23 protein-coding genes are annotated in these 25,989 nt (G+C 61.3%); 15 read left to right on the forward strand and 8 right to left on the reverse strand.

The window, feature by feature from the left end:
• Positions 1 to 40: 40 nt before the first annotated feature.
• The 5 genes from FFS64_RS09400 to FFS64_RS09420 form a co-directional block, all read right to left on the reverse strand.
• Positions 41 to 1,294 carry a dihydrolipoyllysine-residue acetyltransferase gene (locus tag FFS64_RS09400; RefSeq protein WP_137805134.1) on the reverse strand — a complete coding sequence of 418 codons (1,254 nt, stop codon included), beginning with the start codon at positions 1,292 to 1,294 and terminating at the stop codon, positions 41 to 43.
• A gap of 40 nt (positions 1,295 to 1,334) precedes the next feature.
• Complete coding sequence (mdeB, locus tag FFS64_RS09405; RefSeq protein ID WP_137805135.1) at positions 1,335 to 4,034, reverse strand: alpha-ketoglutarate dehydrogenase; 2,700 nt, start codon at positions 4,032 to 4,034, stop codon at positions 1,335 to 1,337.
• Positions 4,031 to 4,327 carry a hypothetical protein gene (locus tag FFS64_RS09410; protein ID WP_137805136.1) on the reverse strand — a complete coding sequence of 99 codons (297 nt, stop codon included), beginning with the start codon at positions 4,325 to 4,327 and terminating at the stop codon, positions 4,031 to 4,033. Before FFS64_RS09410 ends, mdeB begins: the two co-directional genes overlap by 4 nt.
• A 59-nt stretch (positions 4,328 to 4,386) precedes the next feature.
• The gene (locus FFS64_RS09415) at positions 4,387 to 4,851 is read right to left on the reverse strand and encodes a transketolase (protein ID WP_137805137.1); all 465 of its coding nucleotides are present in this window, start codon (positions 4,849 to 4,851) and stop codon (positions 4,387 to 4,389) included.
• 125 nt (positions 4,852 to 4,976) lie between these two features.
• On the reverse strand, positions 4,977 to 5,993 hold the full coding sequence (locus tag FFS64_RS09420; RefSeq protein ID WP_095195256.1) for a 1-aminocyclopropane-1-carboxylate deaminase: 1,017 nt from the start codon (positions 5,991 to 5,993) through the stop codon (positions 4,977 to 4,979).
• A gap of 165 nt (positions 5,994 to 6,158) precedes the next feature.
• Here FFS64_RS09420 and FFS64_RS09425 point away from each other — a divergent pair, with 165 nt between their 5' ends.
• Complete coding sequence (locus FFS64_RS09425) at positions 6,159 to 6,668, forward strand: Lrp/AsnC family transcriptional regulator (RefSeq protein ID WP_137805138.1); 510 nt, start codon at positions 6,159 to 6,161, stop codon at positions 6,666 to 6,668.
• Positions 6,669 to 6,671: 3 nt separating this feature from the next.
• Here FFS64_RS09425 and FFS64_RS09430 read toward each other — a convergent pair whose 3' ends face one another.
• Positions 6,672 to 8,111 carry an HD domain-containing phosphohydrolase gene (locus FFS64_RS09430; RefSeq protein WP_137805139.1) on the reverse strand — a complete coding sequence of 480 codons (1,440 nt, stop codon included), beginning with the start codon at positions 8,109 to 8,111 and terminating at the stop codon, positions 6,672 to 6,674.
• A gap of 113 nt (positions 8,112 to 8,224) precedes the next feature.
• On the opposite strand from FFS64_RS09430, the gene FFS64_RS09435 reads away from it, so the two are divergent.
• From FFS64_RS09435 to FFS64_RS09470, 8 genes are all read left to right on the forward strand, one after another.
• On the forward strand, positions 8,225 to 8,986 hold the full coding sequence (locus FFS64_RS09435; RefSeq protein WP_137805140.1) for an alpha/beta hydrolase: 762 nt from the start codon (positions 8,225 to 8,227) through the stop codon (positions 8,984 to 8,986).
• 253 nt (positions 8,987 to 9,239) lie between these two features.
• Positions 9,240 to 9,659 (forward strand): organic hydroperoxide resistance protein, encoded by a 420-nt coding sequence (locus FFS64_RS09440; protein ID WP_137805141.1) that lies wholly within the window; start codon positions 9,240 to 9,242, stop codon positions 9,657 to 9,659.
• A 650-nt stretch (positions 9,660 to 10,309) separates the two neighbouring features.
• Positions 10,310 to 11,440: a PAS domain-containing protein gene (locus FFS64_RS09445; RefSeq protein ID WP_137805142.1), complete on the forward strand. Its 1,131-nt coding sequence runs from the start codon at positions 10,310 to 10,312 to the stop codon at positions 11,438 to 11,440.
• On the forward strand, positions 11,437 to 12,864 hold the full coding sequence (locus tag FFS64_RS09450) for a sigma-54-dependent Fis family transcriptional regulator (protein ID WP_137805143.1): 1,428 nt from the start codon (positions 11,437 to 11,439) through the stop codon (positions 12,862 to 12,864). The genes FFS64_RS09445 and FFS64_RS09450 overlap by 4 nt, the downstream gene beginning before the upstream one ends.
• A gap of 321 nt (positions 12,865 to 13,185) precedes the next feature.
• Positions 13,186 to 13,791: a dimethylamine monooxygenase subunit DmmA family protein gene (locus FFS64_RS09455; protein WP_137805144.1), complete on the forward strand. Its 606-nt coding sequence runs from the start codon at positions 13,186 to 13,188 to the stop codon at positions 13,789 to 13,791.
• Entirely contained in the window at positions 13,788 to 14,756 is a 969-nt protein-coding gene (locus FFS64_RS09460; RefSeq protein ID WP_137805145.1) for a PDR/VanB family oxidoreductase, read from the forward strand. The genes FFS64_RS09455 and FFS64_RS09460 overlap by 4 nt, the downstream gene beginning before the upstream one ends.
• Positions 14,757 to 14,775: 19 nt before the next feature.
• Complete coding sequence (locus tag FFS64_RS09465; protein ID WP_137805146.1) at positions 14,776 to 15,816, forward strand: DUF3445 domain-containing protein; 1,041 nt, start codon at positions 14,776 to 14,778, stop codon at positions 15,814 to 15,816.
• An 86-nt stretch (positions 15,817 to 15,902) separates the two neighbouring features.
• Positions 15,903 to 17,441 (forward strand): APC family permease, encoded by a 1,539-nt coding sequence (locus FFS64_RS09470; RefSeq protein WP_137805147.1) that lies wholly within the window; start codon positions 15,903 to 15,905, stop codon positions 17,439 to 17,441.
• Positions 17,442 to 17,516: 75 nt separating this feature from the next.
• Here FFS64_RS09470 and FFS64_RS09475 read toward each other — a convergent pair whose 3' ends face one another.
• Positions 17,517 to 17,753, reverse strand: a complete 237-nt coding sequence (locus tag FFS64_RS09475; RefSeq protein ID WP_095195250.1) for a hypothetical protein — start codon at positions 17,751 to 17,753, stop codon at positions 17,517 to 17,519.
• Between the two features lie 177 nt (positions 17,754 to 17,930).
• Between FFS64_RS09475 and FFS64_RS09480 the strand changes: the two genes are divergently transcribed.
• The 6 genes from FFS64_RS09480 (at position 17,931) to yghX (ending at position 25,136) form a co-directional block, all read left to right on the forward strand.
• The gene (locus FFS64_RS09480) at positions 17,931 to 19,694 is read left to right on the forward strand and encodes an L-lactate permease (RefSeq protein WP_137805148.1); all 1,764 of its coding nucleotides are present in this window, start codon (positions 17,931 to 17,933) and stop codon (positions 19,692 to 19,694) included.
• A 299-nt stretch (positions 19,695 to 19,993) separates the two neighbouring features.
• Positions 19,994 to 21,493 carry a glycolate oxidase subunit GlcD gene (glcD, locus tag FFS64_RS09485; RefSeq protein ID WP_137805149.1) on the forward strand — a complete coding sequence of 500 codons (1,500 nt, stop codon included), beginning with the start codon at positions 19,994 to 19,996 and terminating at the stop codon, positions 21,491 to 21,493.
• Positions 21,493 to 22,557: a glycolate oxidase subunit GlcE gene (gene glcE / locus FFS64_RS09490; RefSeq protein ID WP_137805150.1), complete on the forward strand. Its 1,065-nt coding sequence runs from the start codon at positions 21,493 to 21,495 to the stop codon at positions 22,555 to 22,557. Before glcD ends, glcE begins: the two co-directional genes overlap by 1 nt.
• A gap of 3 nt (positions 22,558 to 22,560) precedes the next feature.
• Positions 22,561 to 23,781: a glycolate oxidase subunit GlcF gene (glcF, locus tag FFS64_RS09495; protein ID WP_137805151.1), complete on the forward strand. Its 1,221-nt coding sequence runs from the start codon at positions 22,561 to 22,563 to the stop codon at positions 23,779 to 23,781.
• Between the two features lie 19 nt (positions 23,782 to 23,800).
• Complete coding sequence (locus FFS64_RS09500) at positions 23,801 to 24,202, forward strand: heme-binding protein (protein WP_137805152.1); 402 nt, start codon at positions 23,801 to 23,803, stop codon at positions 24,200 to 24,202.
• A gap of 46 nt (positions 24,203 to 24,248) precedes the next feature.
• The gene (gene yghX / locus FFS64_RS09505; protein ID WP_137805153.1) at positions 24,249 to 25,136 is read left to right on the forward strand and encodes a YghX family hydrolase; all 888 of its coding nucleotides are present in this window, start codon (positions 24,249 to 24,251) and stop codon (positions 25,134 to 25,136) included.
• Between the two features lie 124 nt (positions 25,137 to 25,260).
• Here yghX and FFS64_RS09510 read toward each other — a convergent pair whose 3' ends face one another.
• A complete protein-coding gene (locus FFS64_RS09510; protein ID WP_137805154.1) occupies positions 25,261 to 25,914 on the reverse strand; it encodes a peroxiredoxin in 654 nt (217 codons plus the stop codon).
• Between the last annotated feature and the right edge of the window lie 75 nt (positions 25,915 to 25,989).

Genomic DNA, 25,989 nt, shown 5'->3' on the forward strand with positions numbered 1-25,989 from the left:
TCCGACCGGCCGCTTCCGGCTGAACGCAATCCGCCCCCTACTACAAAACCAACCGCCGATAATCCCCCAGAACCCCCGTCAAGTAGGCATTGAACCGCCCCGCCGCCGCACCATCGATGACGCGGTGATCCCAGCTCAGGCTCAAGGGCAGGATGTTACGCGCAACCACTTCGCCCCTATCCAGTGCCAGTCTTTCGACACTTTTACCGACGCCCAGTATGGCCACTTCCGGTGCATTGATGATCGGTGTGAAGTACGTCCCGCCGATACCGCCCAGCGATGAAATCGAAAAGCACCCGCCACTCATCTCGGCAACGCTCAACTTGTCCGCCCGGGCCTTGGCCGCCAGTTCCGACATTTCCCGGGCAATCGCCAGGACGCCTTTTTGATCGACATCCCGGATCACTGGAACCACCAGCCCGTGGGGCGTGTCGGCGGCGAAGCCGATGTGGACGTAACCTTTGAGGATCAGGTCGTCGCCGTCGAGGCTGGCATTGAACTCGGGAAACTGCTTGAGCGCCGCCGCGCAGGCTTTCATCAGCAACGCCAGCAACGTCACTTTCACCCCGAGATGGGCGTTGTCCTTGTTCACTTGCTGGCGGAATTGTTCGAGCTGCGTGATATCGGCGTCGTCGTGGTTGGTGACGTGAGGAATCATCACCCAATTGCGATGCAGGTTGGCTCCGCTGATTTTCCTGATGCGCGACAGCGGCCTGCTTTCCACCGGCCCGTACTTGGTAAAATCCACCGCCGGCCACGGCAGCCAATCACCCAGGGGTGAAACCGTGGGAGGCACCGCCTTCAGCGCACCTTTGACATGAGCCGCGACGTCATCCTTGGTGATGCGCTGACGCCGCCCTGTCCCTTGAACGCTTTGCAGCGAAACCCCCAGCTCTCGAGAAAACTTGCGCACCGAAGGCGACGCCAGGGGCAAGTCTGGCCTTGAGGCAATGGGTTGCACTGAAGCGACAGGCGCAGGCTGCGCGTGAATCACAACAGGTTGGGCAACTGACGGTGGTTGAACCGACGCTTGCACCGGCGGCGACGCAGGCTGATCAACTTCGATATTGGCAATCGGCGAGCCCTCGCTGACTTTGTCGTCCAGTTTGACCGCCAATGACTGCAACACCCCCCCGTGGGTCGAAGGAATTTCCATCGACGCCTTGTCGGTCTCGACGATGATCAGGGGCTGCCCTTCGACCACCGCATCGCCGGCCCTGACCAGGATTTCTATGACACCCACATCCCTGGCATCGCCGATGTCGGGCAGACGAACTTCATGCACATTCTTCATAAACATTCTCTGAAAATTCGATTCGGTCCGAAGCCCGGCGTCAGGCTTCCCAGGGCGCCACGCCGTCAACCTCGATGGCGTACCTGGCAATGGCCTCGGCACAGGCACCGGCATCGAGTCGGCCCTCGTGAACCAGGGCCGTCAGCGCGCTCAAGACGATCTGATGGCGATCCACTTCAAAGAACGTGCGCAGCCGGTTGCGGGTATCGCTGCGGCCGAAACCGTCAGTGCCGAGTACCGTGTAACGGGCATCGAGATAACTGGCGATCAACTGGGGCAAGGCGCGCACGTAGTCGGTGCAGGCAATGATCGGCGCCGGATCGTTGAACGACGCCTGAAGATGGCTGCGGCGTGCCGGTTGGCCTGGATGAAGGCGGTTCCAGCGCTCGACTTCCCGGGCATCGCGCGCCAGCTCGGTGAAGCTGGTGACACTCCACACCTGGCTGTCGATGTTCCAGTCGCTGGCCAGCAATTCGGCGGCGGCGATGACTTCGCGCAGGATGGCGCCCGAACCCAGCAACTGCACGCGGCCACGGGCATCCTCGAATTCATGCCGGGCAAACAGGTACATGCCCTTGATGATCGCCTGTTCGACACCTTCAGGCAGGTTGGGCTGCGGGTAGTTTTCGTTCATCAGGGTGACGTAGTAGAACTCGTCCTCCTGACGTTCCAGCATCTGGCGCATGCCGTGGTCCAGAATCACCGCGAATTCGCCGGCGAATGCAGGGTCGTAGGCGCGGCAATTGGGGACCATCGACGCCATCAGGTGGCTGTTGCCGTCCTGATGTTGCAGGCCTTCTCCGCCCAGCGTCGTGCGCCCTGCGGTGGCGCCGAGCAGGAAGCCGCGGGCCCGTTGATCCGCCGCCGCCCAAATCAGGTCGCCGATGCGCTGGAAGCCGAACATCGAGTAGTAGATGTAGAACGGCAACATCGGCAGGCCATGCACCGAGTAACTGGTCGCGGCGGCCACCCAGGAACTGATCGCCCCCGCCTCGCTGATGCCCTCCTCCAGAATCTGCCCGTCCAGGGCTTCCCGATAGCTCAGGATCGAGCCGATGTCTTCCGGCTCATAGCGCTGGCCGACGCTGGAGTAGATGCCGATCTGCTTGAACAGGCTGGCCATGCCGAAAGTGCGCGCTTCGTCCGCCACGATCGGCACGATGCGCGGCCCCAGCTGTTTGTCCCGCAGCAAGCCGCTGAGCATCCGCACGAAGGCCATGGTGGTGGACATTTCCTTGCCTTCAGCGTTAATGGCAAAGGCGCCGTAGCTGTCGATGCCGGGTACGGCCAACGGTTCGCAAGCGGTGGGCCGTGCAGGCATGTACCCACCCAATGCCCGGCGACGCTCATGCAGATAGCGCATTTCGGCACTGTCTGCGTCGGGTTTGAAGAAACTCAAGTCGGCGGCCTGCTCATCGGTCAATGGCAGGTTGAATCGGTTGCGGAACGCGATCAACGCATCCTTGTCGAGTTTCTTTTGCTGGTGCACGGTCATCCGGCCCTGCCCCGCATCCCCCATGCCGAAGCCCTTCTTCGTCTGCGCCAGGATCACCGTGGGTTTGCGGCCTTCGAGCAGTGCGCTCTGATAAGCGGCGAAGATCTTCACCACGTCGTGACCACCGCGCTTGAGGCGGTCGATCTGCTCGTCGGTCAGGCCTTGGGCCAGGTGCGCCAATGCCTCGTTCTGGCCGAAGAACTGTTCGCGGTTGAAGCGTCCGTCTTTCGCCGCGAACGTCTGGAACTGACCATCGACGGTGCTGGACAGCGCCTTGACCAGCGCGCCATCCGCATCCCGCGCAAACAAGCCGTCCCAATCGGAACCCCAGACCAGTTTGATCACGTTCCAGCCGGCTCCGCCGAACAGTGCCTCCAACTCGTCGATGATCCGGCCGTTGCCGCGCACCGGCCCGTCCAATCGTTGCAGGTTGCAGTTGACCACCCACACCAGATTGTCCAGGCCTTCCCGCGCGGCCAGGGTCAGCGCCGACATGCTTTCCGGCTCGTCCATTTCACCGTCGCCGAACACGCCCCATACGGTCCTGCCCGTGGTGTCCTGCAGGCCCCGGTGCTCCAGATAACGCATGAAGCGCGCCTGGTAGATCGAGCTGATCGGACCGATGCCCATGGACCCGGTCGGAAACTGCCAGAAGTCCGGCATCAACCAAGGGTGCGGGTAACTCGACAAACCCCGTGCGCCGTTCGTGCGTGCACCGATTTCCTGGCGGTAGTGCTGCAGGTCCTGCTCGTCGAGGCGTCCTTCGAGGAACGCCCGGGCATACACGCCCGGCGCCGAGTGCGGCTGATAGAACACCAGGTCACCGCCGCTGTTTTCGGTGCGAGCCTTGAAGAAGTGGTTGAAGCCCACTTCGAACAAATCCGCGGCGCTGGCATAGCTGGCGATGTGTCCGCCCAATTCGCCATAGGCATGATTGGCCCTGGCCACCATGGCCAAGGCATTCCAGCGCATGATCGAGGCCAGTCGTTCTTCGATGGCCAGGTCCCCTGGAAACACGGGCTGGTGCTCGACACTGATGGTGTTGACGTAAGGCGTGCCGTGGCTTGGCCGCCAGCCGATGTCTGAACGGCTGGCCACCGCCACCAGCATGTCGAGGATCTGCCTGGCCTGGGCCGTGCCGCCATGGGCGATGACAGACAACAAGGCATCGCGCCATTCGGCGATTTCCAGGAGATCTTCGGCTGACTGACCCGGCAATTGGGCATGAATATCGGACGGGTTCATGGGCAACTCCTGCACAGGTCGGGAAGCGCTTCAAGAGGGGGCGGCGGGCTCGTACGGGCCAGGCTTTTGACTTGATCTACCGCATCGATGAGCCCTTCAACACGCTTGTCAGGCCCGGCGTTCGCCGTATCGACGTGCATCAGCGCGATGTTGTCGAAACAGCTGAAACCATGATGCATCAAGTCAATATGATCGCTATCGAGTCCGGACACGATGACCACGATACGCGTACCACTGGAAGGCTCGCGCATCCACTTCAGGGTTTGATGGCGACAGTCGGCCGTTTGGCTCATAGGCGTTGCCTTTGTTGTTTGAATGATTGATTCAGCCATTGAACGGGCGTTGACTTTCGTTAAGTGAAGCAGCGCTCCTGCAATACGCTTTTAGCCAGCGTCCGGGTGACCGATAAAATGGCCTCCACTTGTTGATCCATAGCCGCGCTGGAGGTTGCGGCTTTTCCCGGTTCGAAGACACGCAGCTTGTGGCCGCAGACCGATCCCAGCCAGGTAAGGCCAGGTAGCGGGCTGACTTCGACATCCAGCAAAAAACTCTCCTTGGAGACGCAACGCAGCAGTTGGCTGGCATCGCACTTGGCGTTCGGGTTCGACTCCGTGGCGCCGGACCCGGCGTGCAGCCAGTCGAGCATCAATTCCCCGGGGTGCTTGATGACCAGATAGGCCACCTGGTCCCAGTCATCGATTGCCACATGCAGCTTGTCGATCATGTATTTGGGCAACGCGGCGCTGGTCACGATGACGACGCCGGCATCCACCGAAGGTTCTTTGACCCAGACTGCGGACTGCGAAATTGCGTGCATGGTGGTGCTCCCCTTGTAGGAGCGAGCTCGCTCGCGATGGACGTGAACGATGACGCGTGCTGTCTGAATGCCCGTGTTGTCCGGGCGTTTTTCGCGAGCAAGCTCGCTCCTACAGGGTTCCATGCTCAACCGTTACGAAACAGGAAGCTGTAGGCGTTCAGCGCCGGTACCCCGCCCAGGTGGGCGTAAAGCACTTTGGAGCCGTCCGGGAATTCGCCACGACGCACCATCTCAATCATCCCGTGCATCGACTTGCCCTCGTACACCGGATCCGTCAGCACCCCTTCAAGGCGTCCGCACAGTCGAATCGCTTCCAATGTCCCTTCGTTGGGCAAGCCATATTCGGGATAGGCAAAGCGCGTATCGAGCACCACGTCCTCTTCGGTGATTTCACGCCCCAGCTCCACCAGCTCGGCGGTATGCCGGGCGATGCGCAGGATTTGTGCCTTGGTCTGCTCCGGCTTGGCCGACGCGTCGACACCAATCACGTTTTTCGAGCGACCGTCCGCCGCGAAACCGACGACCATCCCGGCCTGGGTACTGCCGGTCACCGAGCAGACGACGATGTAGTCGAATTTGAAGCCCAGCTCCTTTTCCTGTTGCCGCACTTCCTCGGCGAAACCGACGAACCCTAGACCGCCATAGGGATGCTCGGAACAGCCCGCCGGAATCGGAAACGGTTTGCCGCCCCGCTCCCGCACATCGCTCATGGCCTTCTCCCAGCTGGGCCGAATGCCGATGTCAAAGCCTGCCGCGTCAAGCCGCACGTCCGCGCCCATGATCCGCGACATCTCGATGTTGCCGACGCGGTCGTACACGGCGTCGGAATAATTCACCCAGTTTTCCTGCACCAGCACACACTTCATGCCCAGGTGGGCGGCGACCGCAGCCACCTGACGGGTCTGGTTCGACTGGATGCCGCCGATGGACACCAGGGTGTCGCAGCCTTGATCGATGGCTTCGGGAATCAGGTATTCGAGCTTGCGCGTTTTGTTCCCGCCAAAGGCCAGGCCACTGTTGCAGTCTTCACGCTTGGCATACAGCTGCACCTTGCCGCCCAGGTGTTCGCTGAGGCGTTTCAAGGGGGTGATGGGGGATGGACCGAAGGTCAACGGATAACGTTTAAAACGATTCAGGTTCATGGCGCCAATCCTTAAAGAGTGAGATATCCAAGCGCTTTCACGGCGGCTTCGATGAATCAATCTTAAGAAAAAACCTGAAAATATGTGTTGCAAGTTCAGGCCATTAATAGAAGCATTATTTTCACAGAACAAATTCAAATAACTCTTTATTGCGTGTAAACAATCATGAACGCAACAAATAACCATAAGAAATCAAACGACAAAGCCGTGGAGCCTGCACAGCTTGACCGCATCGACCGCGCCATCCTCAAGGCGCTGCAACGCGACGCGTCGATCTCCAATGTGGCACTGGCGGAAAAGGTGAAGTTGAGTCCACCGGCTTGTCTGCGGCGCGTCGAGCGGCTCAAGCAGGCAGGTCTGATCAGGGGCATTGTCGCCCTGCTCGACCCCGAAGCACTGGATGCGGGAATGGTGGTGTTGATCGGCGTGGTGCTGGACCGCTCCACGCCGGAATCGTTTGCCGCCTTCGAGGCCGCCGCGCAAAAAGTCTCCGGCTGCATGGAGTGCCATGTGGTGACCGGCGAATTCGACTACTTCATGTTGCTGCGGACCAAGGACAGCCAGAGTTTCAACCGGCTGCATGCGGAGCAGTTGCTGTACCTGCCGGGCGTCCGGCAGATCCGCTCATTCATGGGGCTGCGCCAGGTGCTGTCGACGCCGCAAATCCCCCTCTGAAACTCAGATCAGCCCTAGCGTCAGCGCCTTGAGCGTTGCCGCCGCGCGAGTGGTGCATTGCAGTTTGCGGAACACGCTCTCGACATGGGTGCGCACCGTGCTCGGGCTGATGCCAAGCTGGCGCGCCACCTCTTTGTTGCTGCCGCCCAGGCTGATGCGCCGCAGGATTTCCGTCTCGCGCTCGGACAGCGGGCCACCGTTCGCTTTGCCGGGCGCAACGCTCGTCTCGCCACGGGCGGCGGCGATGACCGCCTGACACGCGCGCGTATCGAAACGCCCCTGCGTCGCCTCGTCGAGCAACAGCTGCTGCGCCGCTTGCGCACTGAAGGCTGGTCGCCACGGTCGATCGGAGCACAGCGCCTGCCAGGCCAAGGCTGCCGCCAGCAGACAATGTTCGGTTTGCAGGGCATCACCGCTCAGGCTGCGAAAATAGCCGCTGCCGTCGAGGCGTTCGTAAGCATGGGCAGCCAGTTGCCCCGGCGCCACCAGTTCGGCCACCTGGCTGCTGGCGCGCAACGTCCAATAAGGCACGAGCCGCACTTGCTCAAGATCGCCTTCAAGCAGCGTGCCTGGCGTGTTCCAGATCCGGTTGGGCACCGCGGCCCGGCCGATACCGTGGATCAACGCCGCCTGGCCCAACGCATCGACCGATGACTGCGCCAGCCCCAACAACCGGGCGGCCTCCCGCGCCAGCTCCGACGATCGCCGCGAGTAACCCGCCAGCCATGGCAACTTGAGATCGATGACATCGCCGACCAGGGTCAGCGACACCGTCCCGCCTGACTCCGGCGAAATAGATGAAGGCACTTGTGGCGTGCGAAGCTGCTGCAGCCAGTCTTCGGCATGACGCGAAAGCTCGCTGGCCAGGGAGGCCGGATAGCGACGACCACCCTGGGCCGCGATCCACTCCAACGCAGCCTCCAGACCGTGGACCCGGGACAGGATTTCCAGATCACCGGCCAGCAGCACCTGATACACCACCTCCGGCACCTCGGGGTGTCGCAGGCCAAGGGGCTTGCCTTCGCCATCGTATTGTTCGAATACATGGCGCAACCCGTGTTCGGCCGCGGCATTCAAGCCCAGCGTGCGGGCGATGTCGCCAGACACTTCGCAATGGATTTGCGCCAGGGGCGTGGACTTGCGCATCGCCCGTTGGCCGGCAGCGTTGAGGGTCTGGCTGAGCATCGCGTTGCGCCCGCCCACATCATCGCCCAGCAGACGCGTGAAGCCCTCGGCGTTGGCGGTACACCCCGACCAGCGCAGCAGCGCCACCTGCCGCGCCACCTCCTGATGATCGCCGGCACCATTGCACGTTTGCGCCAACCACCCGGCCAGGCGCGCCGTGCGACGTGACTGGTCGAAAGGCTGCCCCATGCTCAAGTCGCCCACCATGGACAACGCGAGAATGGCGCCTTCGAGCTCGATACAGTCACGGTCCGACATGGTGCTCTCCCTACCATCGCTGAAAATTTATCGCTCGCCTCGGATAAACGACCGATACCTGAACATCCGGGTATTGCTGAAACTGGACCTCACCAACCACAGGAGTTCCGATCATGTTCAAACCCAAGACGCTTGCCCTCGCCCTCGCCATGACCGCTTCGCTGTTTACCGTCGCCAGCCATGCCACCACCACGCAACCCTCGGTGGTCATCGTCCACGGCGCCTTCGCCGATGGATCCGACTGGGCCAAGGTCGTTCCGTTGCTGCAGGCCGAAGGCATCAAGGTCACCGTGGTGCAGAACCCGTTGACCTCGCTGGCCGACGACGTGGCGGCAACCCAGCGCGTCTTGAACAATCAGGACAACAACGTGGTGCTGGTCGGGCACTCCTGGGGCGGTACGGTAATCAGTCAGGCGGGAACCGACAAGAAGGTTCGTGGCCTGGTGTACGTCGCCGCGTTTGCGCCGGATGCGGGCCAGGCCAGCAAGGACCTGGGCAAGGACTACCCGGCCCCGTCGGGGGTGAAGGACATTGCCGCTGACAAGAACGGCTTTCTCTACATGACGCCACAGGGCATGGCGACAGGGTTTGCCCAGGATCTCCCTACCGAGCAGACCGCCATCATGGCCGCCACCCAGGGACCGATCCGCGCGTCGGCCTTTGACGACAAAACCAGCGTCGCGGCCTGGAAAGGCAAACCGTCGTGGTACGTCGTAGCGCGGGAAGATCACATGATCCAACCCGACCTGCAGCGTGCATTCGCGAAGAAAATCGGCGCGCAAGTGACCGAACTGGAAACCAGTCACGTGCCCCAGCAATCGCGCCCCTCGGACGTGGCCAAGGTCATCATCCAGGCGGTGCACAAGGCGCAATAACGCCACGATCGAAAAGACGCACGGCGAGCGCGCCGGCCAAAAGCCACGCGTTTGTTGTGTGTCGCTACGGAGTCAGGTGATTTGTATCGCTGTGTATGTCGGACCGGCAAAGCTACACAGCGATACACAACCGCCGGTTCAAGACACACACGGCGTACATGAAGGTGAAAGAGTGCGCGGGTCGCCCTTCAGGTGTTCTTCGATCAATCGAGCGACATCAAGGCCTATACGCCGAAATCCTTCAGGAGCCCCCATGATCAATCAAATCGAAACGGTGCTGTACACCGGCAAGACCGTCACCACCGGCGGCCGCCAAGGTGAGTCCCGCAGTGACGATGGCCGTCTGCACGTCAAGCTTTCCCCGATAGGCTCTTCCGACAGCGGCACCAACCCGGAACAACTGCTCGGTGCCGGCTGGTCGGCATGTTTCATCGGTGCCATGGGCAAGGCCGCGGCGGCGTTGAAGGTGAGCTTGCCGGCTGACGTCAGCGTCGCCACCGAAATCGACCTGGGCAGGAGCGACACCGCGTTTTTCCTCCAGGCGCGCCTAAATGTCAGCCTGCCGGGCGTGGACCCTGTGCTGGCCCGCACCCTGGTGGACACCGCGCACCAGACCTGCCCGTACTCCAAAGCAACCCGTGGCAACATCGATGTGACGATCAACCTGATCTGACCACCAAACCTGGAGCGAGCTCTGCTCGCTCCCGCAAAAAGCCGCATCCAATGTTCAACAGGCATTAAAAAGCCCGCACAAGGCGGGCTCTGGGAGGTTTTAGTAGGTGGCCAGTGCTGGTCTCTGGCTTACGAGGTTTATCAGGACTCTCACAGGTACAGCAATGCGCTGTCCTGCTTCACACGGCATAAGGGCTGGATCTCAGCGCGGAGATCTTTCTAACCGTGTACCCTTCGGAGCGCGCCCCACGCGTCCTCGCTATCCGCTTGCGCATCAGTCTGCGTTTTCACCTACATGTTCAAGAGTAGCAAAGCCCCCGACGTGAGCAACGGCATTTTTAGACCGTTTTCATTCTGTGGCAAATGCCTCAGGAAGGAAAAAGTGCTATCGCCACATCAGGCCAGTCAAGGCGGGTATTACCGGTGGCGAACTCCCTCGCCGCAGACCGTGTCACTCATCGGATTGCTGCCTGGCGGTGACGCAAGCGCATTAATCTCGACTCAAGCGCTGTAAAAATGCACATTTCGCTGCAGTATCGCAGCAGCGACCGTTAGCCATCCCTGCATTGGCTGGCTGTTCGCAGGCTTTTGAGTTGGCATGCGATATGCCGTGTCCAGATTACCCATTAGTAGAATCGAGCCGCCCCTTCGATGGATATCCTGAATCTGCTGGCCACCAAAGCCCAGCCCCTTGCCAGTACCCTGAGTGCCGGCGGGCAACTGCTCAGCCTGTCCGCCAGCCTGAGCGATCAATTGGGTTACGCACCCGAAGAACTGCTGAATCAGCCGATCGAGCGCGTCTTCAGCGTCGACTCTGTACGTATCCTGCGGTCGCTGTTCGCCAATCCACCTGCCGACGAACAGGTCCATAGCCTGGAATTGACCCTGATACGCCACAATGGCGGTCTGTTGCAGGTGGTCGCCAGCGGATTGCTGGAATGGCGCGCGGTGCAACCGGCGCGTCTGCACCTGCTGAAAATCCCTCTTGGGGCGCTGGGCCATCGGCTGCGGGAAATGCACAACGCCAACGAAGTGATGAGCCAGATGTTACAGAGCGCCAAGGTCGCCTACTGGTGCATAGAGTTTGTCGAGGCGGTGGACATCAACAACTCCCCGGATGAAATCGTCCGCCAGGTGTTCGAAAACGACTCCCACTGGCGCCTGTGCAACCGCGCCATGGCCGAGGTCTACGAGATGCCGTCGGATGTCGACTTCAATCAGCAACCGGTGCGCCTGTACTGGCCACGCAGCCCGGCCAACGAAGAGTTTGTGCGGCGTTTGATCGAGGCCGGTTTCAGCGTCGATTGCGCCCTCTCGGTGGATCGCCGGCATGACGGCTCGCCGGCCTACGTGGAAAACGACGTGCGGGCAACCATCGTCAGCGGCCAGTTGCTGCGGATGTGGGGCAGTATTCGCGATGTCAGCCAGGAGTTGCGCATGCAGCACGACGCCGAGCAGCGCATCGATGCCCTGCGCCGCGTGTTCGACGCAGTGCCCGACGCGGTGCTGGTGATCGATGAACAGTTGCAACCGCAATGGCGTAACGCCGCGTTCGAAGAAACCTTCGGCATCACCCGCGGTGCCGGCATCGCCCGCCTGCTGCTGGACAATGCCCTTCCCGAACGCACCTGGCACAGCCTGCCGCTGCCCGACCTGGGTGGACGCGAACGCCACTTCAATGTGCATTGCTCACGGATCCTGATTCGTGAAGGCGTGGCCTGGCGAGTTGCGGTGTTCCGTCAAAGCCAGGGCGTACGCCGCGCCCAAGAGTTGCACCCATGAAAGACAGCACCCTGCCACCTGCGTTGCAGATGGGCATGCGTTCTTCGGTGAACGTCAGTAGCGAAGTGCTGGGCGCCCTGCTGGAAACTCCGGCGCTGCACGCCTTGCTCGACAGTTTCAGCGAAGCGTTGATCGTGACGGACGGCGAAGGCCGGATATGCTTTGTCAATCTGGCCGCCGAGCGCGTCAACCGCCTGTCCAAGCAACAGGCCGTGGGCTTGTCCGAAAGTGATTTTTTCCAGCGCTCGGCCTTGAACTATGACGACTTGCTGGCCGCATTGAACCGTGGCGGCAACAGCGCGCTGACCCGCTCGCGGGAAGGTCGGGTCCTGCTGAGCAACACCCACGCCATCCCCACCGGCCCCTACGAAAAACCGTTTCGCATGTTGACCCAGAAGGACTTCGACGGCAGCCAGCCACAGCGTCGAGCCTCGCTCGGTAGTCGGCCGGCGGAACCGCAAGGCCTGCGCGATCCCCAGGACAATGCGCTGCACCTGTCACCGCAGCTGTCGAGCATTGCCGATACTGGCGTGCGTGCCTTTCGTCGGCGCGCACGGTTGTTGCTTTTGGGCGAGCCCGGCGTCGGCAAGACCGCCATCGCGCGGCATATTCACCGGGCGGCCGGCTGGGGTGATCGGCCGTTCATTCACGTCAATTGCGGGAGCATTCCGGAGAGCCTGTTCGAATCGGAGATGTTCGGCTACGAACGCGGTGCGTTCACCGGTGCCTTGCAGGGCGGCAAGCAAGGCTATATCGAGGCGGCCTCCGGCGGGACGTTGTTCCTGGACGAAATCGGCGAGATCCCCCTGCATGTCCAGGCCAAACTTTTGAAGTTTCTCGAAGACAGCACCATCCAGTCGGTCGGCTCGCCCTTGAGCAAAACCGTGCAGGTGCAGGTGATCGCCGCCACCAATAAAGACCTGCGTCACCTTGTGAGTACCGGCGGCTTTCGTGCCGACCTTTACTACCGCCTCGCCGTGTTGCCGGTGGAAATCCCGCCGCTGCGCCAGCACCGGGACGACTTGCCGTTTCTCATCGACATTCTGCTGAGCCGCATCAACGGTGACCGCGAGCCGTCACTGAGCCTGTCGGCCGGCTGCCGCAAACGCCTGATGAGCTATGACTTTCCGGGGAACGTTCGCGAGTTGGTGAATATCTTCGAGCGCCTGGCGGTCCTCGCCGATGATGAAGCCCAGGAACACCATTTGCCGGCCGAACTGCTGAAGCCGATGCGCTCTCAGGAACCCTTGAATGCGGCGGTTGCGGAGAATGGCGATCCGCAACAGAACCTCAAGCTCCAGGTTCAACAATTCGAACGCCAGGTCATTCTCCAGGCCGTGGAGCTGTGTGGCAGCAAGCGCAAGGCGGCGCAGCATTTGGGTATTGATATCGGGACGTTGATTCGCAAACTGCAAAGGGACTGAAGCCCTCCCCCCCCTCTTCAACCAGGCATGTTTCTGTGGGAGCGAGCCTGCCCGCGAAGAGTCCATCACATCCAATATCCATGCTGACTGACCCACCGCTCTCGTCGGAACGCCGCCCGGAGTCGGCTCGCGCCCACAGGGGTAACTGTGGCTTCAACCGCTGCGAAAACGCATACACATCTAGTTACTTTCGCCTGCAATGCACCGCAGAGATAACAATAAAACCTTTTAATTCAATAATTTATAAACTTGGCACGCCCTATGCTCTTGCTATCGGCAACCCACCATCGTGGGACTCGCTAGCCAGGAGAAATAATAAAAATGTTGATCACCGGGATCAAAAGCCGGCCGGTCTATGACCGGTTGCAACCGCTGCCGGGCGGCAGACAACACATCGTTGCCGGGCAAGGCAGTGGCGGTCGTGCAATGTTGCGCCTATTGAGTGAGCTGGCAGGACTGGATCGGCCCATCACCTTGCTGTACTCCCAAGAGTCCTTTTCCGGCCAGGACTTCCACGCGCAATTGCAACAGGAACACCCGGGCCTGCCATTGCAGGTATTGCAGACCAATCAGGCGTTGATTGACGCGCTCAAGAGGCGGCTGGCCGATGCCCGCATGGGCACCCGCCTCTACCTCGCCGGTTCCGAAAGCTTCCTCGGCACCGCCATGCAAGTGGCCACGCATTTCGACCTCAACCGCGACGAAGTCCTGCGCGAACACTCCGGCACCCTGGTGCGCCGGGTGTGGTGCGTGCACTGCGACACCTACACCGAAAACGTCACCCAACGCGTCTACGACTGCCCCGGCTGCGGCCTGACGCTGGTGGTACGCGACCACTATTCCCGGCGCCTGGCGGCGTTTCAGGCGGTCAAGGCCGACGCCGAAGTACCGGGCGAATTGCCCCCAGCCGAGGAGCTCGACACATGAGCCAGAACAATGGGACGTTGAATCTGCGGGTGGCCCGCATCGAAGCGGTGACCCCGGAAATCAAGCGCTTCACCCTGGTCTCGCCGACCGGTGCGCACCTGCCTGCCTTCTCCGGTGGCAGTCACGTGGTGGTGCTGATCGCCAACGCCAGCAACACATTGCGCAACCCTTACTCCCTGTTGAGTTCGCCCTACGACACCAGCAGTTACCAGATTGCCGTACGCCGGGTGGACAGCGGTCGCGGCGGCTCGATGGCGCTGCATGACACCGTCAACGAGGGCGACCTGATTGAAGTCACGCCACCAGTGAACCTGTTCCCGCTGATCAAACAGGCGCGCCTGCATCTGTTCATCGCCGGCGGCGTCGGCATCACCCCGGTGATTTCGCAACTGGAAGAATTGCGCCTGAGCAAAGTGCCTTTCGAACTGCATTACGCGGTGCGCGGCGAAGAACATGCGCAATTGGGTAAAGAATTGCAGGCCACCTACGGCGAGCAGGTTCACCTGTACCGCAAGGGCATCGAAGCCCGGATGGACATTGGTCGAGTCCTCGCTGATCGCCCACTGGGCAGCCACGTCTATGCCTGCGGCCCGGACAGCATGATCGACGCCACCCTGGCCTGTGCCCGCGACCTGGGCTGGACCGACAGCCACGTGCACTTCGAGCGTTTCCTGGAGCAAAGCAACGGCGGTGAAGCCTTCAGTTTCACCCTCGGCCGCAGCGGCGCGACTATCGAGGTTTCACCCGACCAAACCATGCTCGAAGCCGTGGAAGCAGCTGGCTACAGCATGCCTTACCTGTGCCGCGGCGGCGCCTGTGGTCACTGCGAAACCGAGGTGCTGGAACTCGACGGTGAACTGCTGCACAGCGATGACTGGCTGTCCGACGAGGACAAAATCGCCCGCAAGAAAATCATGCCCTGCGTATCCCGCGCCAAGTGCAATCGCCTGGTCATCGACCTCTGATCGACGGAAAACAAAAACCATGAATATCAAATTCAACCCCGACGAAACCTACCGCGACGACTACACCTTCACCAATAGCCCGGAAACCATCGCCCGCGCGCCCTTCCCGTTCCCTGATGACGACTACATGTACTCGATGAACCTCGAGCCCCATGTCTCGGTGGGTGACGGGGCGTTCCGAGCGGCATTCGATATCGATGAGCACTACATCAGCGAATGTCGCGACCGTGCCATCACCCTGGAGAAAGACCCGGGCATGCACTATGTCTCGGCGCCACACATGATGGAGGCGCAGTGGGACCTGCTGGAGCTGATCATGGAGTCCTATGCCCGGGACTATCCGCAGTATTTCAGCCTGGAGCGTGACGGGCGCCAATGGCACTGGACCAACCGCTTGCTGGACATCGACGATCGCTTCACCTTCGGCGACCCGGCGACGCTGCCCTATGAGCCAATGGAATACGTGACGCGCCAGGCCCAGGGCGACTGGGTTTTGCAGGAAGAACGCGACGGCACGCTGTACTGGGGCGCCGGCATTGCCACTCAGCGCGCCGACTATTCGCTGCGTTTCAACCTCGGCATGAGCTGGGAAGAGTTCCACGGCCCGGTGCCGCTGGTGAAGGAAATCGGCATGCTCGACCGCGCGCTGAAGTTCCTGCTGCGCCTGCGTACCGGCCATCCGGTACGTCGCCTGAACTGGTCACTGACGGTCAACCCGCGCCTGGAAGTCTCCGCCGAGAGCCTGCCGGAATGGGCACCGGACCGCACCATCGTCACCGCAGAGAACGCTGGCAAGCTGGTGTACCTGCGCATCGAGTTGCAGCCACTGCACCGCCTGCCGCGCAGCAACGCCATTGTCTTCCCGATCCGCACCTACCTGCTCAGCCTCGAAGACATCGCCACCAATCCGGCCTGGGCCCGGCGAATGCACCGCGTGCTGCGGGATTTGAATCAGCAACTGGTGGATTACAAAGGGTTCAGCCGCTATCGCGATGCAGCGGTGGAGTGGCTGTCGCAGTACGACGATGGGCGCGATAGCGACAGCAAAAAACAGGCTTGAATCCCGATAGTTCTTCTGTGGCGAGCTCGCTCGCCACACTAACCCGTCAGTACCAAACCACTGCCATTTGATAAAGAGGAAATAACATGAGTGGCTCATCCAACACGCGTGCAAGCGCTGGCGCCGATCAGGATGCGGAACAACTCCGCGCCCTGGGCTACAGCTCGGATTTCAATCGCAGCATGAGCCTGTGGGAGAACTTTTCCCTGGGCTTTACTTACCTCTCGCCGGTAGTCGGCGTCTACACCCTGTTCGGCCTGTGCCTGGCCGCCGGCGGCCCGCCGATGTTCTGGTCATACCTGCTGATCGGCGCCGGGCAGATGCTGGTGTGCCTGATTTTCGGTGAAGTGGTTTCGCAGTTCCCGATTTCCGGAGGTGTCTACCCCTGGGCCCGCCGACTGGTGGGCAAGCGTTGGGCGTGGATGGTCGGCTGGGTGTATGCCTGGGCCCTGTGCGCCACCATCGCCGGGGTCGCGGTGGGTGCCGGCCCGTACCTGGCGATCATGATGGGCTTCAACCCCGGCCCCGAAGCCAATATCTACATCGCCCTGGCGATCATCCTGCTGTCCACCGCGTTGAATCTGGTGGGCACCAAATTGCTGGCGCGGGTGGCGATGTTCGGCTTTCTGTGCGAGCTGGTCGGAGCGATTCTGGTCGGCGGCTACCTGCTGGTCTTTGAACGCCATCAGCCGATCAGCGTGCTGTTCGATACCTTCAACCTCGAGGTCAACGGCTCGTACCTGCCGGCGTTCCTCGCCGCGTCCCTGGCCGGTCTGTTCCAGTACTACGGTTTCGAGGCCTGCGGCGATGTCGCCGAAGAAACCCCGAACCCGGGCAAGCGCATTCCCAAAGCCATGCGCATGACCATTTACATCGGCGGTGCGGCGGCGATGTTCGCTTGCCTGGCATTGATCCTTTCGGTGCCGGACATGGCCAAGGTGTTGGCCGGCGAAGACACCGACCCGGTGGCCACCATTCTCGCCAACGCGTTCGGTCCGGTGGGTTCGCGCCTGGTGATGGCGGTGGTGATGGTCTCCTTCATTTCCTGCGTGCTGAGCCTGCAAGCGGCTGCCAGCCGATTGCTGTTCGCTTACGCCCGTGACGAAATGATCGTCGGCAGCTCGCTGTTCAAGCGCCTGTCGGCCAACCATGTGCCGTCGTTCGCACTGCTGGTGAGCGGTCTGGTACCGGCGGCGATTGTTTGCCTGGGCATGTTCATGGCCGATGCCGTGGCGACCATCGTCGGCTTCGCGGCGATTGGTATTTACGTGGCCTTCCAGTTGATCGTGGTCGCTGCGCTGATCGCCCGCGCCAAGGGCTGGCGCCCGAACGGCCAGTTTACCCTCGGTGCCTGGGGCCTGTGGGTCAACCTGGCTGCGCTGATCTATGGCGTGTGCGCCATCGTCAACATGGTCTGGCCGCGTTCGCCGGATGCACCCTGGTACGTCAACTACTCGATGATCCTGACCACCCTGGTGGTGATGGGCGCGGGTCTGGTCTACATGCTGCTGGGCAAGCCGTACGACAAGGGCACGGCGCCGGCGGGAGATGCGTGGAAGTTTTCCAAGCCTGTGGCCAAGCCTGCCGAGCGTTCCGGTGCTTCGGTAAACAGACCCGCTATCTGACAACTCACGTTCACTGTCGGAACAATATCTAATGTGGGAGCGGGCTTGCTCGCTCCCACATTTAACCGTGCCGGTTCACAAAGTCCGCTGGCTATTGCCAATCCCCTTGGCAATATCAATCCCCCAATCCATCGCCGCTTCCATGTCCAGCATATGGGGCTTGGGATCGTGGTTCTCATCGATGACCGAACCATCGGGCCAGTAGACACCGATGAACATGCCCAACGAACCGTCTTTCAATATTTCGGCTTTGACCCTGATGCTGCATCCGTTCGACAGTGTCTCCTTGTGTTCCAGATGTCGCTCAGTCATTGCGTTTTTCCTCCCCTTGCTGGATTCGGACCCTATAGGCAATGCTAGCTCAGCCCCTGAAATGCGCTGATTCAGGGTGCTGGCGCCTCAACCTGACAGCGGCGTAATGCCACCTATACTACAAGCCACCTCCCCCCAGGGGTCTGCATTTCCAACAATAAGAAGCAGAGGTGGAACATGGTCTGGCAGCAAATCTACGATCCGTTCAACAACCCGCTCATCTCAACCTTGATGGCCGCCATTCCCGTGGTGGTGATGCTCGCAGCCCTGGCGTTCTTCCATGTCAAGGCGCATCTGGCGGCATTGCTCGCCCTGGCCTCGGCGCTGGTGATCGCCATCTTCGCCTTCGGCATGCCCGCCAACATGGCCGGTTCCGCGGCGCTGTACGGCGCCGCCAACGGTCTGTTGCCGATCGGCTGGATTGTATTGAACATCATCTTTCTGCACCGGCTGACCACCGAGAACGGCTCGTTCAAAGTGCTGCAGGACTCCCTGGCACGAATCACCGATGATCGTCGCCTGCAACTGCTGTTGATCGCCTTCTGCTTCGGCGCCTTTTTCGAGGGCGCCGCCGGGTTCGGTACACCGGTGGCGGTGACCGGGGCGATCCTGATCGGGCTGGGCTTTTCACCACTGGCCGCCTCGGGCCTGGCGCTGATCGCCAATACCGCGCCGGTGGCGTTCGGCGCGCTGGGTACGCCGATCATCACCCTGGCCAAGGTCACCGGGCTGGATGAAATGGAACTGTCGATGATGGTCGGACGGCAACTGCCGTTCTTCTCTGTGATTGTGCCGTTCTGGTTGATCTGGGCTTTCGCCGGTTGGCGCAAGATGGTGGAAATCTGGCCCGCGATCATCGTCACCGGAGTCAGTTTCGCCATCCCGCAGTTCGTCGTTTCCAACTATCACGGGCCGATGCTGGTGGACGTGATCGCCGCGCTGATTTCCATGGCCTGCCTGACCGGTTTCCTCAAGGTCTGGAAACCGGCCACCGTGCACACCTCCGCCGCGTTGTCCGGGCGGGTGGACGATTCCAAGATTGCCGAAGAACATGATGAACAACCCATCGCCAGCGCAGCCTTTGCCAACGAGGCCAAACCTGCGGTCATGCGCGCCTGGATGCCCTGGATCATCCTCACCGTCTTCGTATTTGCCTGGGGCACCCAGAACTTCAAGAACATGTTCGACACCCGCCCGGCGATCGACCCGGCCACCAGCTCGGCCAAGCTTGATCCCCAAGGCAAACCGCTGCGCGAAGCCAACCCGATCTTCGCCCCGACCGTGACTTTCGCCAGCATTCACCAACAAATCGAGAAGGTTCCGCCGGTAGTGCCTACGGCTAAAACGGAGGAAGCGATCTACAAATTCACCTGGTTCACCAGCACCGGCACCGGCATCCTGCTGTCGGCCATCCTCGGCGGTTTGCTGATGGGCTATTCCATTCCGCAATTGATCCACCAATACCTGCGAACCATCTGGGTCGTGCGCTATTCATTGATCACCATTGTCGCCATGCTCGCCCTCGGCTTCCTCACACGCTATTCGGGGCTGGACGCGACCATGGGCCTGGCGTTTGCCGCGACGGGGATTTTCTACCCGATGTTCGGCACCCTGCTCGGCTGGCTCGGCGTGGCCCTGACCGGCTCGGACACGGCCTCCAACGTGTTGTTCGGCGGATTGCAGAAAGTCACCGCCGAGCAATTGGGACTCAGCCCGGTGTTGATGGCCGCCGCCAACAGCTCCGGCGGGGTCATGGGCAAGATGGTCGACGCCCAATCCATCGTGGTCGCCTCCACCGCCACCCGCTGGTACGGGCACGAAGGGGAAATCCTGCGTTATGTGTTCTTCCATTCGATCATTCTGGCGATCCTGGTCGGCGGACTGGTGACGTTGCAGGCTTATGTGACGCCGTTCAGCCTTATGGTGGTGGGTGGGCATTGAGTCGATAGGTACGCGACACTGTTCAACTGTGGGAGCGAGCCGGCTCGCGATGGTGGTGTGTCAGGCACTGGGATGCTTGATGTTCCACCGCATTCGTCGGAACGCCGCCCGGAGCCGGCTCGCCCCCACAGTGTTTTCCATACAACCTTGCGCATCCGCATTTCCAAGCAAGACTTATTGAATAAGAGTCTCTTCACGCAGACAAACAAGGCATGGACAGCCATACGCTGCAGGCCAATGCCAGGAATTGGTTTCCGGAAACAGACCTCACATGACGACAAAACGAGTGTCGATCGCCGATGAACATTCTTTACGATGAACGCGTTGACGGCGCCCTGCCTGACGTCGACAAAAACGCGCTATTGCAAGCCCTGCAAACGCGGATGCCCGAGCTGGAAATCCTGCATCAGCAGGAAGAACTCAAGCCGTACGAATGCGACGGACTCTCGGCCTACCGCACCACGCCGATGCTGGTGGTGTTGCCACGCGACATTGCGCAGGTTCAGGGCGTACTCAAGCTCTGCCATGAAATGCAGGTGCCGGTGGTTGCCCGGGGGGCGGGCACCGGTTTGTCCGGCGGCGCCTTGCCCCTGGAAAAAGGCGTGCTGCTGGTGATGGCGCGCTTCAACCAGATACTGCACATCGACCCCGCCGCCCGCACGGCGCGGGTCCAGCCGGGGGTGCGCAACCTGGCGATTTCCCAGGCCGCCGCGCAGTACGGTCTCTACTACGCGCCAGACCCATCGTCGCAGATCGCCTGCTCAATCGGCGGCAACGTCGCCGAAAATGCGGGCGGCGTGCATTGCCTGAAGTACGGGCTGACCGTACACAACGTACTCAAGGTCGACATCCTCACCGTCGACGGCGAATACCTGAGCCTGGGCTCGAACGCCCTCGATTCCCCGGGCCTGGACCTGCTCGCGCTGTTCACCGGTTCCGAGGGCATGCTCGGGGTGATCACCGAAGTGACGGTCAAACTGCTGCCCAAACCACAGTCCGCCAAGGTCCTGCTGGCAGCGTTCGATTCCGTGGAAAAAGCCGGACGCGCCGTCGGCGACATCATCGCCGCCGGCATCATCCCGGGAGGCCTTGAGATGATGGACAACCTGGCCATCCGCGCCGCCGAGGACTTTATCCACGCCGGTTATCCCGTCGACGCCGAGGCCATTCTGCTCTGTGAACTCGATGGCGTCGAAGCCGATGTCCGCGATGATTGCGAGCGTGTGCGCCAGGTACTCGAGCAGGCCGGCGCCACCGAAGTGCGCCTGGCCAAAGACGAGGCTGAACGCGTGCGTTTCTGGGCCGGGCGCAAGAACGCCTTTCCGGCGGTGGGCCGCTTGTCGCCGGACTATTACTGCATGGATGGCACCATCCCCCGGCGCGAGTTGCCTGGTGTTCTGAAAGCCATCGCCGAACTGTCGGCCGAATATGGCTTGCGGGTGGCCAACGTGTTCCACGCCGGTGATGGCAACATGCATCCGCTGATTCTGTTCGATGCCAATACGCAGGGGGAACTGGAGCGCGCCGAAAACCTGGGCGGCAAAATACTGGAGTTGTGTGTGAAGGTCGGCGGCAGCATCACCGGGGAACACGGCGTGGGCCGCGAGAAGATCAATCAGATGTGCGCGCAGTTCAACAGCGATGAGCTGACGCTGTTCCACGGGGTCAAGGCGGCCTTCGATCCGAGCGGCCTGCTCAACCCCGGCAAGAACATTCCGACCCTGCACCGCTGCGCCGAGTTCGGCGCGATGCACATTCATGCCGGGCAACTGCCCTTCCCTGACCTGGAGCGTTTCTGATGTACGGTACAGGTGGCAACGATGACAGCAAAGCACTGCTGGAGCAGATCAACCAGGCGCTGGAAAACGCCACGCCATTACGCATACAAGGCTCCAACAGCAAGGCATTCCTCGGACGCATCGGTGCCGGTGAAATACTCGACACCCGTTCCCACCGGGGCATTGTCAGCTATGACCCGACCGAGCTGGTGATTACCGTGCGCTGCGGCACGCCATTGGCGGAACTGATGCAAGTACTGGACGCCGCGCATCAGATGCTGCCCTGCGAACCGCCTTCTTTCGGTGACGGCGCCACTGTCGGCGGCATGATTGCCTGCGGCCTGTCAGGGCCGCGTCGCCCGTGGTCGGGTTCGGTCAGGGATTTCGTTCTGGGCACACGGGTGATCACAGGTCTCGGCAAGCATCTGCGTTTCGGCGGCGAGGTGATGAAGAACGTCGCCGGCTATGACCTGTCGCGGTTGATGGCCGGCAGTTACGGCACCCTGGGCCTGATCACGGAAGTCTCGCTCAAAGTCCTGCCCAAGCCCCGGCGAGCCTTGAGCATCAGCCTGGAAATAAACAGCGAGCGCGCCCTGTTGAATCTCGCGCAATGGGGCCAGCAACCCTTGCCGCTCAGTGCCGCGTGCCATGACGGTGAGCGCCTGCATCTGCGGCTCGAGGGTGGCGAAGGCTCGGTGGCGGCGGCCCATGACCGCTTGGGTGGCGAGTTGCTGGCGGATTCTTATTGGGCCGATCTCAACGAACAGCGCTTGAGCTTCTTCGATGAAGACCAGCCACTCTGGCGTCTATCGTTACCCAACAACACGCCAAAACTGTCTCTCCCCGGCCGACAACTGATCGACTGGGGTGGCGCCCAGCGATGGCTGAAATCCGACGCCCAAGCACCCTTCATTCGCAAAGTCGTCGAAGAAGTCGGCGGACATGTGACCTGCTACAGCCATGGCCTGATCGACAGCCCGTTCCAGCCGTTGCCCGCCGCCCTGATGCGCTACCACCAGAGCCTGAAGCAGCAACTCGATCCCCGGGGCATATTCAACCCCGGTCGCCTGTACGCGGAGCTTTGAATCATGCAGACCACCTTGAGCGAAAAAGCCCGCCGCCTACCCCGCGCCGAAGAGGCCGACAGCATCCTGCGCACCTGTGTGCATTGCGGTTTCTGCAACGCCACCTGCCCGACCTATCAATTGCTCGGCGATGAACTGGATGGCCCGCGCGGACGCATTTACCTGATCAAACAGGTGCTGGAAGGCAACGAGGTCACGCAAAAGACCCAGCAACACCTGGACCGTTGCCTGTCGTGCCGAAACTGCGAAACCACCTGTCCGTCGGGTGTCGACTACCACAACCTGCTGGACATCGGCCGCGCGGTTGTCGATGCGGCGGTGCCGCGTCCGATCGGCCAGCGCTTGTTGCGTGAGGGTTTGCGCAAGGTCGTGCCACATCCGGATCTGTTCAAAAGTCTGGTCAACAGCGGCCAGGTGTTCCGCGCGCTGCTGCCCGACGCCCTGCAAAGCAAACTGCCGCGCAGTGCGACGCTGAGTAAGCCACGCCCCACCACGCGCCATGCGCGGCAGGTATTGATGCTCGAAGGTTGCGTACAACCGGGCCTGTCGCCTAATACCAATGTGGCCGCGGCCAGGGTGCTGGATCGACTCGGCATCAGCGTCACCCCGAGCCGCGAGGCCGGCTGCTGCGGTGCCGTGGATTATCACCTGGACGCCCAGGAAGCCGGCCTTGACCGCGCCCGCCATAACATCAACGCCTGGTGGCCCATGATCGAAAAAGAAGGCGTCGAGGCCATCGTGCAGACCGCCAGCGGTTGCGGCGCCTTTATCAAGGACTATGGCCATTTACTCGAACGCGATCCGGCCTATGCCGACAAGGCCAAGAGGGTCAGCGCGCTGGCCAGGGACCTGGTCGAGGTGTTGCGTGATGAGCCGCTGGAGAAACTCGGCATACACAGTGCCCAACGCCTGGCCTTCCATTGCCCCTGCACCCTGCAGCACGCGCAAAAACTCGGTGGCGCCGTTGAAGCGGTACTCGAACGCCTGGGCTTCAACCTGACCTTCGTGCCCGACGGACACTTGTGCTGTGGCTCGGCGGGCACCTATTCGCTGACTCAGCCGGAACTGTCCCGACAACTGCGCGACAACAAGATGAATGCACTGGAAAGCGGCTACCCTGAGGTCATTGTCACCGCAAACATCGGCTGTCAGTCCCACCTCGACGGCGCGGGCCGCACGCCGGTGAGGCACTGGATCGAAGTGGTCGAGGCCGCCTTGCCGTAACCGAACCCTGGAGATGCTCATGAAAAGCAAAGCCGTGTTGAGCCAGACTGAAATCGGCCAGATCCTCGCTGCGGCGCGGACCGAAGCGCAAACCAACCAATGGCCGGTGACCATCGTGGTCGTCGATGACGGCGGCCATCCCCTGGCCCTCGAACGCCTCGACGGCGCCGCGCCCATCAGCGCCTACATCGCTACCGAAAAGGCACGGACTTCCGCCCTGGGCCGCCGCGAGTCCAAGGGCTATGAAGACATGGTCAATGGTGGACGCATGGCTTTCCTGTCGGCGCCATTGCTGACTTCGCTGGAAGGCGGCGTGCCGATCATCGTCGATGGCCAGGTGGTCGGCGCGGTCGGGGTGTCCGGGGTCAAGGCCGAGCAGGATGCGCAGGTGGCGAAAGCCGGGGCGCAGTGCCTGAAATAAACACAAGGGACTGCATTCAACCAGTCGAAGAAGAGGAAGCGCACAGATGCCCCGTCTCACTGCGAAAGACTTTGCCCCCGAATTGCTGGAACTCTACGACTACTACGCCCATGGCCTGATCAACCGGCGCGAGTTTCTTGACCGGGCGGCGCTCTTCACTTTTGGCGGCTTGACGGCCAGTGCGCTGCTGGCTTCCCTGAGCCCCAATTACGCCCTCGCCGAGCAGGTCGAGTTCACCGACCCGGACATCCTCGCCGAATACATCACCTTCCCCTCCCCCAAGGGTCACGGCCAGGTTCGCGGCTATCTGGTGCGCCCGGCCAAAGCCACTGGCAAGGTCGCGTCGGTGGTGGTCGTGCATGAAAACCGTGGACTCAACCCCTACATCGAGGACGTCGCCCGGCGTGTGGCCAAGGCCGGATTCATCGCCCTGGCCCCCGACGGATTAAGCTCGGTCGGCGGTTATCCCGGCAACGACGAAAAGGGCAAGGAATTGCAGGCCAAAATCGATCCGGAAAAACTCATGAACGACTTTTTCGCCGCCGTGGAATGGCTGATGAAACACGACGCCGGCAGCGGCAAGGTCGGCATTACCGGTTTCTGCTACGGCGGTGGCGTCACCAATGCGGCGGCGGTGGCCTATCCGGAGTTGGGTGCCGCGGTGTCGTTTTATGGCCGCCAGCCGGAGGCCAAGGATGTCCCGCGGATCAAGGCGCCGGTGATGCTGCATTACGGTGAACTGGATACGCGGATCAACGAAGGCTGGCCCGCTTATGAACAGGCGTTGAAGGCCGGGGGCAAGACGTACGAAGCGCATATCTACCCGGGCGCCAACCACGGCTTTCACAATGACTCCACGCCGCGTTATGATGAGGCGGCGGCGAAACTGGCGTGGGAACGGACGTTGGGGTGGTTTAGAAAATATCTGGTGTAACTGGAGGACCTCTTCGCGAGCAGGCTCGCTCCCACAGTGGATCTTCAGTGGACGCTGAATATATGTCCGATGAAGAACCGCTGTGGGAGCGAGCCTGCTCGCGAAGGCGATTTGAAGTTGACGGTTATTTCGGCTGTGCGACCGTCCGCAAGTAAGGCTTGAGGGTCTTGAAGCCATCCGGGTATTTCTTCTTCGCATCCTCGTCGGACACCGACGTCGGGATGATCACATCTTCCCCCGGACGCCAGTTCACCGGGGTCGCCACGGTGTGCTTGGCATTGAGTTGCAGCGAATCGAGCAACCGCAGCACTTCATCGAAATTACGCCCGGCGCTCATCGGGTAGATCAGCATCGCCTTGATCTTCTTGTCCGGCCCGACAAGGAACACCGAACGCACCGTGGCGTTGTCCACGGCCGTGCGCGAACCGCCGCTGGCATTGGGGTGAATCATGTCGTAGAGCTTGGCCACCACCAGGTTTTCATCGCCGATCAGCGGGTAGTTGACCGCATTGCCCTGGGTCTCCTCGATGTCACCGACCCACTTTTCGTGATCGCTGACCGGGTCGATGCTCAGGCCGAGGATCTTGGTGTTGCGCTTGTCGAACTCAGGCTTGAGCTTGGCCAGGTAACCCAGCTCGGTGGTGCAGACAGGGGTAAAGTCCTTCGGATGGGAAAACAGAATGGCCCACTTGTCGCCGATCCACTCGTGAAAGTTGATCTTGCCTTCAGTGGTTTCAGCGGTGAAATCCGGTGCTTCGTCGCCAATACGGATTGCCATGATTGATCTCCTTGCAGTAGTGGACAGGGGCGCCGTCGGAAGCTCTGACGCTGCTCCAGCGGCATGGGGAATCGG

It is taken from the genome of Pseudomonas sp. G(2018) (assembly GCF_005502415.1).
GTDB lineage: Bacteria > Pseudomonadota > Gammaproteobacteria > Pseudomonadales > Pseudomonadaceae > Aquipseudomonas.